Raw genomic sequence first — 15,681 nt, forward strand, 5'->3', positions numbered from 1 at the left:
AAAGAAAAGAATTGAAGGGAGGAATTTAATATAGATACAAAACAAGCATTTAAATGGGTACTATTTTGGATTTGTCTAGCTTTATGTTTTAACTTAGGAATTTATCTTATATTTGGTCAGCAAAAGGCTTTAGAATTTTTAGGAGGCTATGTTATTGAACAAATTTTAAGCCTGGATAATTTATTTTTGTTTATTCTTGTTTTTAAAAATTTTGGAATAAGTACAAGGAATCAAAGAAGGGTATTAAATTATGGGATAATGGGCGCAATAGTCCTGCGCTTAATTTTTGTAATCTTAGGAGTTACAGTAGTTAGTAAATTCCACTGGATACTATATATATTTGGAATCACACTAATTATGAGCGGCCTTAAAATGATGTTTAAACATGAAGAAGAAAGTCATGACTTTAGAAACAACGGGCTGGTGAAACTTCTAAAAAAAATAATTCCTGTAACTGATAATCTTGTGGGCGAGAAATTCTTTGTAAAAATAAATAATGTGCTTCATGCTACCCCTCTGTTTGTAATACTTGTAATTGTTGAAGGCACAGATATTTTATTTGCTATAGACTCCATCCCTGCAATATTCTCTATAACCACAGATGCCTTTATTGTCTATACATCAAATATTTTTGCAATACTGGGATTAAGAAGTCTTTACTTCCTGCTTGTAAAAGTAAATGATACCTTCAAATACGTAGAATATGGAGTAGCGTTAATATTGGTATTTACAGGTGTAAAACTTTCTATATTAATGTTCAATATAGAAATAGACATTGCATTTTCCATAATAGTAATTGCTATAATACTACTCACTAGCATTTTAGTTTCCGTTATATCAAAGATAATTACAGGAAAAAAATACACCGCCCACGATTATAAAGCCTAATAGTTAAAAGCAGAATCCTAGATGATCCTGCTCTTTTTATCTTATTCAACTTGCCACTTGCCATGTGGGTGGCACTATTTTAAAAGCTGAGTTATCTTCTCTCTTAATGTCTTTTCTTTTAAAGGCGTTAAAATACCGCTGTTCTTTTCTAAGATATTTAGCATATTCTCTGGATTCCTAAGAAGTATAAGAGTATTGTTGTGGTCCTTATCTTGGACAGCCCCCATTTCATATCGATTTAAAGTAACTCCTCCCCAATTTAAGAGCTTGGAAAAAGCTCCTTGACTTAAACCATAGCTCTCCCTGATAGCTTTAATTTCCTCAGGAGATAATAATTCATGTTTTTTTCTATATATATCAAAGGCTCTTTCAATATTTAATTCATCCAATTCCTTATCAAATAATTCTTCACCGCAGCCTTCACAAATACATATCTGTACTTCTATTTCTATAGGCTCACCCTTAACTACATATATTTCATTTCTTTTTATTATATCCACAGTGTTGTACTTATCACAATTATAACAATATAATTCCTTTTGCAAGATTAACACCCCTTTCCTATTTGTATGAATATTCAATTGGGGAATCTGCTCTGTGAAATCCCATAATGCAAAGCAATTCTCCCCTACTGGTGTCTTTAATCTTTAATTTAATGTATATTTGATACTTTTCTTCATCTACACCAAACTCCCATATAAACCCTATAAAATTAGGGTTATTATCCTGCTCTGGTCCGTTAAAATAGTTCTTATATGTTAAATTTAATATAATATCTAAAGCAATTTTTAAATTTATACCAAGACTCGTTAAGTTATTCTTAGGTCTAGGAACAAAATCATAATCCCCAGATTTCACAAGAGATTTAACCTCCTCAAGGAAGTTATTTACTTCTGGTATAGTTGATTGAACCCCCATTCAAATCAGTCCTTCCCTGAAATAATCTGATATATAATCAGTATATTTTATATTATGGGCAAATTCAACAAAGTGCTATCATGCATAACACTTTTATATTAAAGTTCTTTCTAAGCCTTAGAACGTATAGCTGATTTGTAAAAACCTAACAATTCATGTTACAATACCTTTGGGGTGAGGAAATGATTAAAAAATACATAGTTCCTTTAATAATGTCTGCTGTTATGATGGTAAATTTAAGCGGCTGCACTAATAATATTTTAAAGAAGAGCACTGCCTCTGTAATTACTTCAAGCATACAGAATAAAGAATCTAAGTTAAAAGATAATACAAACGCTAATTCTAATAAACAAATAAATAGCGATACTCAAAAGAAAGATATCGTTGATGCGAAAGCTTTAAAGGATATAAAGAAAAATGAAGTGAGTAAAGAAAGTAAAGTTATAGTTATTGATGCAGGCCACGGAGGAAAAGCTACATCAGAGAAAGAGCCTATTGCTCCAGGTTCGACAGTTATGAAAGAGAAGGACGTTGCAGGGGCTACTGGAGTATCTACTGGAACTCCAGAATATGTTGTAAATTTAAATGTAGCTGTAAAGCTTAAAAACTATCTAAGCAAAGCTGGATATAAGGTAATAATGACTAGAACATCAAATAATCAAACTATAGGAAATATAGCTAGAGCTGAGGTAGGAAATAAAAATAATGCAGACTTAGTTATAAGAATCCATGCCGATTCCTTTACTAGCCCATCCGCTAAAGGAGCATCCATGCTAGTACCTGGCAGTATTGGTTATTCAAAGGATATATCTGGTATTAGTAAAAAATATGGAGAAATTATTTTTAACACCTTAGTAAATCAAGTTGGAATGAAGAGCAAAGGAATTATAACTCGAACGGATCTTACAGGCTTTAACTGGTCTAAGGTACCAGTAATTCTCATTGAAATGGGGTTTTTGTCTAACCCTGACGAGGACAAGCTGTTATCCTCTGATAGTTATCAAAATCAAATAGCTGAAGGACTCTTCAAAGGTATCCAAAAAGCCCTTTTAGAAGCAGAATCTTAGCTGATTCTGCTCCTTTTATTGCTGCTCAACTTGCCACTTGCCACGTGGATGGCACTAATCAATAAACTTCATCAGTTCCTCATTAAACCTATCTTTTTCATCATAAAATGAAGCATGGCCACTGAACTTAAAGGGTATAAGCTTTGAATTTTTTATGCACTGTTCTTGTACCTTACCTAATGTAAATGGAACAACCTTATCATGAATGCCGTGAATAATTAAGGTTGGAACCTTTATTTTTCTTAAATCGTCAAATAATACCTCAGCTATCCATGTCTTAGCAACGGATGCAGTTGCCCATCCCGCTGCTTGTAAGCCCAGGTTAAAAAACCAATGAGAAAATGATTCACTTATATACTGAAAGAAAAATATATCTCCAAAATCTCTCAGCATTTTAGGGCGGTCAGTGTATGTTCCCTGAATAATTTTAATAACCTCTTCCTTTTCTAAACCATATGGGAAATTTGGACGTTTAATAAGACTAGGAGCTGCTGCTGCAAAAAGAGCAAGCTTAGATACTCCATGCCCTTTGTGGCGAGCCATGTATCTAATAGCTATAGCCCCACCAGTTGAATGCCCTGCTAAAGTAAAATCATGCAGCTTTAATGCATCAACTACACATCTAACGTCATCTGCTAATCTATTATAGTCGTAACCTTCATAAGGCTTATCTGACTTTCCAAATCCTCTAGTATCTATCCCGATACACCTATATCCCATCCTTGGAAGCTGATCAAATTGATATTCAAACAACTCATGACTTCCAGGCCAGCCGTGCAAAAATACAATTGTCTTATCTCCCTTTGGATTAAGATCCTCCACATAAACTTTAACATTTGGTTCTACATTAACATAGTATCCCATTCATATCCTCCAATAAAGAACTATGCTAATAAGTTATTCTTACAAGTATAAAATTGTGAATAATTTAGTTCTTTGCCACCTAGTGTAAAATCATCTTTTAAATCTTGCTGTATTTTAAGAACAGTATTTAAGAACTTGTCCTTAAAATAAATGGCATGCTACAGAATGTCCACTTTCTACTTCCTTCATTTCAGGTGAAATTTCTTTGCATTTTGGCATTGCATATGGGCATCTAGTGTGAAACCTGCAGCCCGAAGGAATATCCATAGGGCTCGGTATATCTCCTTCAATAATCTTCCTTACAGATGCTTGTGCCTTCCTAGGGTCAGCTATAGGTATAGCTGATAAAAGAGCCTTTGTATATGGATGAAGTGGATTCTTATACAAATCATTGCTCTTAGATATCTCTACAATATTACCTAAATACATTACCCCAATTCTATCTGAAATATGTCTTACCATTGATAAATCATGAGCTACAAAAAGATATGTTAAACCCATTTGATCTTGCAAGTCTTCTAACATATTTACAACTTGGGCTTGTATTGACACATCTAATGCTGAAATTGGTTCGTCACATAATACAAAATCAGGTTCCGTTGATATTGCTCTTGCAATCCCTATTCTTTGGCATTGTCCACCACTGAATTCATGTGGGAATTTTTCCATATCAGCTTTCTTAAGTCCAACTATTTCAAGCAAGTGTTCTGTTTTCTCTAGTCTCTCTTTCTTTGTAAGAGTGGTATGCAGTGCTAAAGGTTCATTAATTAATTCCTCAACATTCATATTAGGATTTAATGATGAATATGGATCTTGAAAGATAATTTGCATCCTTTTATTATACTCTTTCATCTGTTTCTTATTAAATTTAGCAATATTAGTACCTTCAAAAAATATATCTCCCTCTGTTATATCATAAAGCCTGGTTATAGATCTTCCAAGGGTGGATTTACCGCATCCGGACTCTCCAACTAATCCAAAGGTCTCTCCTTTTTTTATTTCAAAGGAAACACCATCCACAGCTTTTATAAACTTTTTTTCTCCTCCTAGAAACTGGCTTTTTACTGAAAAATATTTTTTTAAATTTCTTACTTGTATTAATATATCATCCGAATTATTCACTGTTTTTCCTCCCGCCTAACAACTTAAATTGCATAATATTTTCTATTCTGCTAAGAAACACATGGCCTTATGAGTTTTACTAAAACTTTTATATTCGGGCATTTCACTAAAACATTTTGAATTTGCAAATTCGCATCGTTCTGCAAATGGGCATCCCTTAGGAGGATTTAAAAGGGATGGTGCTGAACCATTTATTGGCTGAAGTCTTACCTTTTCATCCCCTTGAATTTTTGGTATAGAGTTTAATAATGCCTTTGTATATGGGTGCTTGGTTTCATAAAATATCTCTTCTGTAAGTCCCTCTTCCATTATTAATCCACCATACATAACTTCTATTCTATTACATAAACTGGCTACTACTCCAAGATCATGTGTTATAAGAATAATAGACATGTTATTATCTTCTTTAAGGGATTTTAAAAGCTCTAATATCTGCGCTTGAATTGTAACATCAAGGGCCGTTGTAGGCTCATCTGCAATTAAAAGCTTAGGACTACATGCAAGAGCCATTGCAATTAATACTCTTTGTCTCATTCCACCGCTAAATTCATGTGGATATTGATTTATTCTTTTTTCTGGCATAGGTATACCTACATCATGCAGAAGGTCCATTGCCACTTTCTTTGCTTCTTTCTTATTAATACCTTTGTGCCTAATTAATATTTCTACAATGTGATCTCCAATTTTTTTCAATGGATTTAATGCTGTCATAGGGTCTTGGAAAATCATAGCTATTTCCTTACCCTTAATTTTTTGAATTTCTTTAGGGGATAACTTGGCAATATCTTTTCCCTCAAAGTAAACTTCTCCTGAATCTATCTTTGCATTTTCTGGCAGTATGTTCATTACTGACTTCATAAGAACACTTTTACCACTACCAGATTCTCCCACAATTCCAAGAATATCACCGGTTTCAACCTGAAAATTTGCCCCTCTTACAGCTTCTATCTTTTTATCTTTACTGTAAAATGTAGTTCTAATGTTATTAACTTTAAGAAGTGTTTCTTTAGCCATAATATCATCTTTCACCTCCTGCAATCTTAGGTTCAACAAATACTCTTAAAACATTGCCTAATTTATTGAATGAATATATTGTTAGTATTATTAATACTCCTGGTAAAATAGCCATGTATGGAGCACTTTGCAAATTTGTTTGAGCATTTTGAAGTAAATTTCCCCAAGAAGACATTGGCTGCTGAATTCCAAGGCCTAAAAAACTTAGTGAGGACTCTGTCATTATAGCGTTAGCAATACTTGATGTAGAAGCTATTATAATAGTAGGAAATACACTTGGAATAATATGTTTAAATATTATACTTTTAGATGATTGCCCAATGGAAATTGCATAAAGCACATATTCTCTTTCCTTTATTGAAAGAGTTTCTGCACGAACTAATCTGGCAGTTTCCATCCAAGAAAATAATCCTATTACTATGATTATGGCCTGAAGTCCTGGTTTCAAAAATATACTAACTACAGTTATAAGTATCATCCATGGAATAGATGATATTATATCAACAAATCTCATAAGAATATTATCTATTTTACCTCCAAAATACCCACTTATAGTACCCACTCCTATTCCTATGCTGGTAGATATAATCATAGCAAGAACTCCAACTATAAGAGACACTCTTCCTCCATATATGGTTCTTGTTAAATAATCTCTGCCTAATTCATCTGTACCAAATAAATGAGCTAAACTAGGAGGTTGTAAAATATTTAATGTATCTACGGCATCTGGATTTATAGGTATTAAAAAAGCAAATGCTGAAATAATTATTATAAAAATTAAAAAGGCCACTGAAAATAAAGCACTTTTATTACCTTTTAGCTCTTCTTTAACATTCTTTACTCTTCTATTTTTCATATGCCTTACTCCATTTCCTTTATTCTAGGGTCAATTAGACAGTATAGTATATCTGACAATAAATTTCCGATTATAACTAAAGATGATGATAATATTAAAATTGCCATAATAACAGGATAGTCTAACCCTTGAACAGCCTTTACAAAATATGGTCCAACTCCCGGCCATCCAAATACAGTTTCTGTTATCATTGCTCCTGTAACTAACATAGGTAATGCCATTCCAATTTTTGTTATGATAGGTAAAAGTACATTTTTACACACATGTTTAAACAATATCTCTTTCTTGCTTGCCCCAAAGGCATTTTGCACCATTACATATCCTTCGGAAACTTGTCCTATTGTTGATGACCTTACATATCTTATAAGCTCTGGTAAGTATGCAACAACCAAAACAGTACATGGCATTATAAAATGAAGTAAAAAATCTGAAAATGATTCATCTACCCCTATAGTGCCTATTCCTAATATTGGCAAAATGGCAAATTTATATCCAAATATAAATATCATAATCATTGCAAACCAAAAACTAGGTATAGCTATACCTATTGAACAAAATCCATCTATTATTTTATCAACTAATTTATTCTTATTTGCTCCTGCTGTTAATCCAAGGATTATTGAAATTACAAGTGCAATTAAATATGCTGGTAATACCAATACAATGGTTGCTGGTAACCTTGCAGCTAAATCATTAGAAATACTCTCATGGGTAACTATTGAGTATCCAAAATTACCACTTAGTATGCCTTTAAGCCATAAAAAATACTGCACATATACAGGTTTATCAAATCCATACTTAGCCTTTATAATATCAACTGTGGCTTGGGGCATCCTTGGAGTCGTCATTGCATCAACGGCATTGTATGGGGCTAACTGAATTAATGTAAAGCATGCTATAGAAATTATTAAAAGCAGCGGTATAGCTTGAAGAATTCTTTTGAATATATATTTTGCCACTCTTTTCTCACTTCCTTAATTAATAAATTATACATGGGAAATAAATCTCTTTATTCCCCATGTATTAAAATAAATTGCTCTTATTTAAAATAAAGCTTAGACATATCTTCAAAAGTATATACTGGCACTAATTGAGCTTCATCTACCCCAGCTAGTTTAGAACTCATAACTACAATTCTCTTATTTTCAAGAATTGGATAGAAGTATGCATTAGCTTGAATCTTCTTCTGAATCGCGTTATATATCTCTTTTCTCTTTGCTTCATTTGTTCCAACTCTTCCAGCATTAAATAAATCATCAATTTCTTTATCTTTGAAATGACTGTAATTATATTGGCTGTCAGATGCAAATAATGAATTAAATGTATCAGGATCTATACCCATAATGTATCCACCAAGGAACATATCATAATTACTTTTTTCATTTCTCATTTGTGCACTTATTGCAGCATCTTCACCAGCAGCAAGTTCAACGTCTATTCCCACAGCTTTAAGATTTTGTTGAATTATAGCTGCTTCTTTTTTGTAAGGTACATTGCTTCCAGGGTATCCAAGTTTAATTTTAAGTCCTGAAACCCCTGCCTTTGCTAAAAGTTCCTTAGATTTTGCTTGGTTAAACTCATATTTTTCAACATCATCTGAGTGAAACTTATTTTCATTTGGAAGGAATGAGTAAGCTTTCTTAGCATATTCCTCTGATCCAAAAGCAGCATTAATCAAATCTGTTCTGTTTAATGCATAAAATATTGCTTGTCTTACGTTTGCGTCCTTAAGTTTGTTAGAGTTAGAATTAAGTACTAAGTATGCTACTCTACCCTCATCATATTTGTAAGGAGTTAAAGTGTCATTTTTTATTAAGTCTTTTAAATCACTTGATTGAACAGATAATGCATTTATTTCTCCCTTTTGTAAAGAAAGTTTAGCAGTATTAGCATCTGGTACTACTCTAAAAATAACATTTTTGATCTTTGCTTTTCCTAAGAAGTAATCGTCATTACTAACAAATTTCACATATTGGCCTGCCTTATATTCTTCTAATTTATATGGTCCAGTACCTACTGGTTTTGCATTCTTTTCACTATTTTCGAAATTAGTTTCTCCTTCATATATATGCTTAGGCATTATGAATATATTTGCTAAAAGTTCAATTCCAGGCGCACTAATTTCTGGAAGTGTAAAGTTAACTGTATAATCATCAACTTTTGAAACTTTTACTGGTTTTCCATTAAATATTAATTGGCTATAAGCCCAACCAGCATTTTTTTCTTTTAACATTTCATTGTATGTGAATACTACATCATCTGCAGTGAATTTAGTTCCATCACTCCATTTGACATCTTTTCTAAGTTTTGCAGTATAAGTTAATTTATCTTCTGATTGCGTCATGCTTTCTGCAAGGAAATAATTAATTTTGTCTGCATTATACATATATAACGGTGAATATAAAGCCTTTATTTCCATCAGTCCATAACGATCACTTGTTGTTATTACATTTACAGAATTACCAGGATCTCCATCAATACCATATATAAATGTATCTGATTTAGCTGGAGCTGCATCAGTAGTAGTGTTTTTGGATTTTCCACAAGCACTTACTAATACTGCCACAGCCATTACTGCAATTAAAATTTTTGATAACTTTTTAAATTTCATTGTTAATTCTCCTTTATAATATATAATTAGTTATTTAAGAATTATTGAAATTTTTATTCCTCAAACTCCGGATTTTGAGAAACAAAAAAACTCCCTCTCTTGTTCAGAGACGAAGTTTAATACTACGCGGTTCCACTCTGATTACCATTCATTTGAATGATACCTCATTAATTATATTGGTACTAATATACCTCAACGCTTTAACGGGCGTTCCCGCTGAAACCTACTTCTTTTCAATTCAGAGCTCAGAGATGCACTTCCATTAAGATCTACTTAAAACCTCTTCCACCCAAGGAGGTTTCTCTCTGTAAGCTTTTCTTAACTTACTCTTCTCATCATAGCATTATTCATATCTTACATATATGTTTCATACGTTTTAATTATATGTGGTCTTGTCCACATTGTCAATATGTGTTAACTATATTTTTTCAAAAGTATAAAACACTAATTTCTTTACTCAAATAAAGCATATCTTTTATTATAAAATTAATCCTTATATACCATTATATCACAAATCAATTCACATTGCTAAGCATCTTATATAAAATTCACCCTATAGTTATTTTCTTTTCCTTGAATTTCTACCACCTTTCCTCTGGACATCTCAAAGACATGTTAATGTCTGATTCTGTAACCATTCCCTTTTCTCCACATTAAATATTGAAACATCTTAATTAATTGAGATGTGTCTATGACCAGTACTTAAAAATCCAGTTCTATATACTAAAAAACAAGAAGACAGCGTTTTAGGCTAATAAAAAGGAGGAATGATTTATGGCTAAAAGTTTAGTTTTATCCTTTGTAAATGTTGGAGGAAAAAAGACCAGCATAACTGTAAACAATATAAAAGATGCGGTAACTGCTGCTGAGGCAAATACCCTTATGGACACCATAATTGCCCAAAATGTCTTTGAAACAAAAGATGGAGATCTAGCTAGAGTAAAAGCGGTGCATATATAGTAGACAGAGCACGAACTGAAATAGAATTATAAAGTATCCCTGTATCCCCTTGTAACCTCTCCTAAAGTTAAAAGAGCTTCCTATATGGAGGCTCTTTTGCATAAATAAAAAAGAGCATTTCTGCTCTTTTTTTAATTCAAAATACCCCTCATTAAACTTTGAGGTACTGCTCCTTCCCCACCTAGTATATACTTCATAATGAACAAATTTTGATTATATCTTATTCCATCTGCTGAATCCTTACCCATATTATTATCTACTAAGATAATAGGTGAGCTGGTAAGTGCCGCCATAGCACAGCCAGAAAGTGCATCTGCAAATCCTAATCCTGATGAAAAATATGTGTAGGTAAAATCAAATTCTAAGTTTGAGAGTACTTGAAAATTTGTCTCATATCTATTTTTACCACTAAACCTTTGATGCTTAAAAGGTATACTATCCTCCAAAGCTTTGCTTATAACTCCTGTACCTCCAACTATGTAAACTTTTCCTATTGTTTTATCCAAATTATTGCTCATAAATTTTGTTAATCCATTTGGTAATTTATCCTTTTCTGTTAATATAATTGGCATTCCATTATAAGCTGCATATGATGCAATTGAAAGTGCATCAGGAAAGTTTGCACCAGACACTAAAACAATTCCTTTCTTTTCAGATACACCCATATGTTCTGCAACATTCATAGAGGTTTCGTAACGATTTTTTCCGCTGATACGCTCAACTTCTATTCCTTTAGATATAAGCTTATTTTCTATTTCTTTACTTATAGATCCAGTTCCACCTATAATAAAGATTTTCTTTGGATTTAACCTATCTATTTCCTTTTCAGTATCACTTCTAAGATTTTTTGATTCCGATAAAAGAAGCGGTGAATCATATTTTTTTGCCAATGGCCCAGCACTTAATGCATCAGGAAAATTTTCACCACTAGCTAGTACAAGCACTGGTGAGTTATACCAACCCTCTTGTGATATTTTTATAGAAGTTTCATACCTAGTTTGTCCTGATAATCTTGTAACCTCACTACCTATACGAAATATAACACTGTAATCCCTAGGCATTACAGATCCTGTACTACTTTTAACTGCATTATAAGGTAACTTTAACACATACTCAGTATCATATTTTAACTTTACAAGGGAAAACATCTTTAATATAGTAGGATTTCCATTTTCATCATTAATGATTGAAGCATGAGCAGTATGTTCCTCTCGCCCATTAGTATCAGCAACAGTTATTTGATTAAATCTATCTCCTGGCACTATATTTTCTGTAAAACTTACAAATACCTCCTGATTTAGTGGTACGGAATAATCTGCATTACTTTGTGGATAAACACCATTAATCATTAATGGCTTAGAAGTATTATGAACATTTAGTTCTTTAGTCATCCTATTCTCTAATTCATCTGCTGTAGATACTATTATTTTGCTATCCCCGGATTTTATATTTCCTACAGTAATTCTACCTACAGGTTTATCCTCTCTTTGTGCAACAGTTTCATGCACTCTTAAACCTGCATTAGGAATTAGTGCATAATCAACTTGTATATTTGGAGAATCCGTTGATATATTATCACTAGGATTCATATAAAGAATTGGTGAAGGATACTTATCATATATCTCCGAATTAATGCTGCTATTTTTTCCCCTAAAATAGGTTGCAACATATTGATCCCTATTATTAACCAAATCTTTTATATCTCTACGTGCATATACTTTACCATTAACTTCTATATTTCCAAGGTTTATTAATTCGCCATAGATAATAATGTCTCCATTAACTTTTAGGGTGACTTCTGGCCCTACAACTATCTTTCCATTCTTTCCTATTACAACACTAGTGTTTATTGTATCGCTACTTGAAAATATTTTTGTTTCAATAAGATATTCAACTGATTTATTATTAATATCTTCCTTTGCTTTAGTTGAAAAATTAGCATATACATAGTCAGTAAGAAACTGCCCATTCTTATCTGAAATAGCTTTATAATTTATACGAAGCTCATAATTCTTAAGATTTTTTATATTACCTAAAGTTTTTATTATAAGCTTATTCCCTACCGCTGATACCTCTTTATCAACATAAACCTTATCATTAACATTATATAAACGAATACCATCTAAATCGCTAACAACTATATCCTTATTAAATTGAAAAGTAATTTCATCAGGAATATCGATATTTACTGCATTCTTTATACTTGATTTAATTAAATATGGTCTTTTAAGTAACTCTCCAGTATGGGACATTTCTATATAATTTTTACCTTTATCATCATGAGTTAAAGCTATAATTTTATTATTATAATAAAAAATATTATCAACAGTGTAATTAGTTTTATAGGCTTTAATTGCAGCCATTGTCTCAGAATCAAAAGCTCTTACAACTAACTGATCAGCTAAATAAAAATTATTATTTTGGTAATCAAACACAGCTTTTTGAAAATATCCCATGCTCTTTCCTAAATCCTTTTTAAGAATTAAATCCCTCATATTATTTTCACTACATAAATAAGCGGCTCCAGCACCTGTAATAATAAATTTATCATCTGGTGATATCTCCATGTAAGCTCCTGTGGATGAGGATGTATCAGTATTTTTCACTATTTTATTCATTACACCATTATTAATGGAATAAGCTTCTACAAATGTTGAAAAACTATACCCGTCAAAGTCCGCACCATTTATATATAACTTATCTAAAGTATTGTTTATAACTGCAGAACGTCCATGAGCTTGTACACCGGAAATTATACTCTTATTTTTTCTATCATAGCTGGTTAAAGTTCCATTATACCCTGTGCCGCTATAAACATATATGTAATTATTTTTGTCAATATTAATAAAGACAGGCTCAGATTCCGTATCAAACTTTTCTTTTATTATAGGATTATCAGTATTAAGGCTTGCTGTATCAATTATTGCTATAGAACCTTTCTTTTCTTCACTAGTATTATCATTAGATAAACATATAAATAATTCGCCATTGTTTAAAGTAAGCCTTTTAGGAGTAGATTCCATAGCCAAAATCTTTTTTGTACCCGTTTCAAAATTATATGCTATTACTTGTTTATTATTAGCATCAGACATATAAAGAATTGGATAAGTTTTGTCCTGGACTACATCAAATGGTTTAAAATCAAATGCTACTTTAGTAAAGGTACTTTGTACTTCTACATCATCTACTGCTAACATAGCTTTTACGGGTATAGCTATGTTAGATATAAACAGAAAAATAACAATAGATGATATAATTTTATTTTTGCTTGTCATAATCATATACTCCTAATTTATAGATTTGTCTTCATTATTATCTTATTTATTTTTACATAATAATTTACAATTTTCCATCCTAAATTATTGGATTATATGGATTAAAATTCAACTACTTACTTTTTAAACTTGCCACTTGCCATGTGGGTGGCACCAAAAATTTTTTAGTTATATATATCAGAGAATTCTATGTTAATTTTTTCAATACAATCTTTATATATTGGATCATCAAAGTCTTTTTTAACATAATCTTGGCTTTCAACTAATTTACATGGAATATGTATAATAAATTCAGTTCCCTGTCCCTCTTTGCTTGTTACGGATATTTTTCCGCCATGTAACTCAACTAGAGATTTAACAAGGGAGAGCCCTATTCCGCTTCCTTCATGATTCCTTGTAAGGGACTTATCAACTTGTACGAAACGTTCAAATATTGAATTTAGTTTGTTATCCGGTATACCTCTTCCAGTATCTTTTACCCTTATACATATATCACTAGTATTATCTTCTATTTTAACAAGTATGTTACCATCTTCAGGAGTAAATTTCACTGCATTTGATAACAAATTTAGCATAATTCTTTCTATCTTTTCTGGATCGTATGCAATAACCTTTTCCTCAACATCTGTATCAAATGTAATAGAAATACCTTTGTTCTCAATATAGTCCGCTACAGATAAGGTAATATTTTCAATTAAATTTATAATATCCTGATTGCTTTCATCTATGTTAAAATAATCATTATCAATTTTTGTTATATCAATTAAATTATTTATCAGTCTTAGAAGACGATAACAATTTTGCTTCATCATCTTTATATATTTAAATCTACCTATAGAACTATTCTCACTTGAACAATTTTTCAACATAAGTTCTTCCATCTGTAAAGCTGAAAAAATAACATTTATTGGAGTCCTTAACTCATGAGAAATATTAGTGAAAAATTCTGTTTTAATTCTATCCGCCTCTTTTACTTCATTAAGCCTTCTTCTTTCCTCTTGAATACTCTTTTGTAATTCTTCTTTTTTACTTCTTTCAGTGATGTCTCTGCTTACCCCTATAAGTCCCAAAATATTACCTTGGGCATCATAATAAGGTGTTTTTATTGTATCTACTAAAACACGTTTACCATCGGGATACTTAATCCATTCTTCTTTTCTAAGGTGGTTTCCCTGCTGCATCGTTGTTAAATCCATCGCTCTAAAATGTTCTGCATATTCCTTATCCACAATATCAAAATCAGTTTGCCCAATAATATCTTTTTCCTTAATTCCTATAAAAGCTTCAAAAGCTTTATTGCATCCTAAGTATGTACTATTAACGTCCTTATAGAAAATCAGGTCTGGAATTAAATTAAGGAGAGATTCTAAAAAAGCTTGTTTTTCTTGAAATTTTTTATAAAGCTTTTTATATCTTTCTTCGCTTTTCTTAAGTTCACTAATGTCGTGAATAGTGCCTACTAATTTTTCTGGCGTGCCGTACTCATCAAAGTATGCCTTTCCTTTTACTACTACCCATTTTTCAGTTCCATCAGTTTGATGTACTATCCGATACTCTTTATTGAAATATTCCCCACTTCCAATTACTTGATTAGCGTATATCTCAAACTCTTCTCTTTGACTTGGGTGAATAATATTTGACCAGCCTTTAAAATCCTTGAAATAACTATCATCTATTCCAACCAATTCGTCAAATATCTCCGAACTAGTCCATATATCATTTTTTATATCATAGATAAAAAACCCAAGTTCTTCAAACCTCTGTAATTCATTTATCAGAAAATCATTCTTTAAGTCCATAATTAATCGCCCCATTTCGTATAAAATCATTTAGACAAAAAATTTTCTGCTTAATCCATTTAACATTTATATACATTATAACTTTAATTTTTATATATTTCCACATTTTATGTTATTTTTGAATTTTCAGTATAAAAGCAAAATGTAATAAAACTTCAAAATAAAAAAAGCACCTATCACTGAAGTGTACCCACAGAGATTAGTGCTTTAACTCTTTTAGCAAAACAAATTGCGTTCACTTTTAACATCTCCCGAGGGTTATTGCGAGCAAATCTCATCTCTTGTAAATCATTTTACATTTTTAAGC

At 31.6% G+C, this 15,681-nt stretch carries 13 protein-coding genes and 1 other annotated feature; of the genes, 3 read left to right on the forward strand and 10 right to left on the reverse strand.

Features of this window, described 5'->3' with window-relative positions; translation table 11 throughout:
- Positions 1-30: 30 nt before the first annotated feature.
- Positions 31-888, forward strand: coding sequence for a TerC/Alx family metal homeostasis membrane protein (locus BSD9I1_RS11625; protein ID WP_186430771.1), 858 nt, complete (start codon positions 31-33; stop codon positions 886-888).
- Positions 889-962: 74 nt separating this feature from the next.
- On the opposite strand, the gene BSD9I1_RS11630 is transcribed toward BSD9I1_RS11625, so the two are convergent.
- Both BSD9I1_RS11630 and BSD9I1_RS11635 read right to left on the reverse strand, forming a co-directional pair.
- Complete coding sequence (locus BSD9I1_RS11630) at positions 963-1,433, reverse strand: type II toxin-antitoxin system MqsA family antitoxin (protein ID WP_186430449.1); 471 nt, start codon at positions 1,431-1,433, stop codon at positions 963-965.
- Between the two features lie 16 nt (positions 1,434-1,449).
- Positions 1,450-1,806, reverse strand: coding sequence for a type II toxin-antitoxin system MqsR family toxin (locus BSD9I1_RS11635; RefSeq protein WP_186430450.1), 357 nt, complete (start codon positions 1,804-1,806; stop codon positions 1,450-1,452).
- A 182-nt stretch (positions 1,807-1,988) separates the two neighbouring features.
- Here BSD9I1_RS11635 and BSD9I1_RS11640 point away from each other — a divergent pair, with 182 nt between their 5' ends.
- On the forward strand, positions 1,989-2,873 hold the full coding sequence (locus BSD9I1_RS11640) for an N-acetylmuramoyl-L-alanine amidase (protein ID WP_242966465.1): 885 nt from the start codon (positions 1,989-1,991) through the stop codon (positions 2,871-2,873).
- 54 nt (positions 2,874-2,927) lie between these two features.
- Here BSD9I1_RS11640 and BSD9I1_RS11645 read toward each other — a convergent pair whose 3' ends face one another.
- The 6 genes from BSD9I1_RS11645 to BSD9I1_RS11670 all read right to left on the reverse strand — a co-directional run bounded on the left by BSD9I1_RS11645 (position 2,928) and on the right by BSD9I1_RS11670 (position 9,340).
- Positions 2,928-3,737, reverse strand: coding sequence for an alpha/beta fold hydrolase (locus BSD9I1_RS11645; protein WP_186430451.1), 810 nt, complete (start codon positions 3,735-3,737; stop codon positions 2,928-2,930).
- 141 nt (positions 3,738-3,878) lie between these two features.
- Positions 3,879-4,859, reverse strand: a complete 981-nt coding sequence (locus BSD9I1_RS11650; protein ID WP_186430452.1) for an ABC transporter ATP-binding protein — start codon at positions 4,857-4,859, stop codon at positions 3,879-3,881.
- 42 nt (positions 4,860-4,901) lie between these two features.
- A complete protein-coding gene (locus BSD9I1_RS11655) occupies positions 4,902-5,873 on the reverse strand; it encodes an ABC transporter ATP-binding protein (RefSeq protein ID WP_186430453.1) in 972 nt (323 codons plus the stop codon).
- Positions 5,874-5,877: 4 nt separating this feature from the next.
- Positions 5,878-6,729 (reverse strand): ABC transporter permease, encoded by an 852-nt coding sequence (locus tag BSD9I1_RS11660; protein WP_186430454.1) that lies wholly within the window; start codon positions 6,727-6,729, stop codon positions 5,878-5,880.
- Between the two features lie 5 nt (positions 6,730-6,734).
- On the reverse strand, positions 6,735-7,688 hold the full coding sequence (locus BSD9I1_RS11665; protein WP_186430455.1) for an ABC transporter permease: 954 nt from the start codon (positions 7,686-7,688) through the stop codon (positions 6,735-6,737).
- 80 nt (positions 7,689-7,768) lie between these two features.
- The gene (locus tag BSD9I1_RS11670; protein ID WP_186430456.1) at positions 7,769-9,340 is read right to left on the reverse strand and encodes an ABC transporter substrate-binding protein; all 1,572 of its coding nucleotides are present in this window, start codon (positions 9,338-9,340) and stop codon (positions 7,769-7,771) included.
- Between the two features lie 102 nt (positions 9,341-9,442).
- Positions 9,443-9,688 (reverse strand) — a binding site (T-box leader).
- A 426-nt stretch (positions 9,689-10,114) separates the two neighbouring features.
- Between BSD9I1_RS11670 and BSD9I1_RS11675 the strand changes: the two genes are divergently transcribed.
- The gene (locus BSD9I1_RS11675) at positions 10,115-10,300 is read left to right on the forward strand and encodes a DUF2922 domain-containing protein (protein WP_242966466.1); all 186 of its coding nucleotides are present in this window, start codon (positions 10,115-10,117) and stop codon (positions 10,298-10,300) included.
- A 131-nt stretch (positions 10,301-10,431) separates the two neighbouring features.
- On the opposite strand, the gene BSD9I1_RS11680 is transcribed toward BSD9I1_RS11675, so the two are convergent.
- Both BSD9I1_RS11680 and BSD9I1_RS11685 read right to left on the reverse strand, forming a co-directional pair.
- Positions 10,432-13,575, reverse strand: coding sequence for a cell wall-binding repeat-containing protein (locus tag BSD9I1_RS11680; RefSeq protein WP_186430457.1), 3,144 nt, complete (start codon positions 13,573-13,575; stop codon positions 10,432-10,434).
- Positions 13,576-13,739: 164 nt separating this feature from the next.
- Entirely contained in the window at positions 13,740-15,374 is a 1,635-nt protein-coding gene (locus tag BSD9I1_RS11685) for a PAS domain-containing hybrid sensor histidine kinase/response regulator (RefSeq protein WP_186430458.1), read from the reverse strand.
- Positions 15,375-15,681 lie beyond the last annotated feature (307 nt).

It is taken from the genome of Clostridium sp. BSD9I1 (assembly GCF_900185645.1).
GTDB lineage: Bacteria > Bacillota > Clostridia > Clostridiales > Clostridiaceae > Clostridium_AK.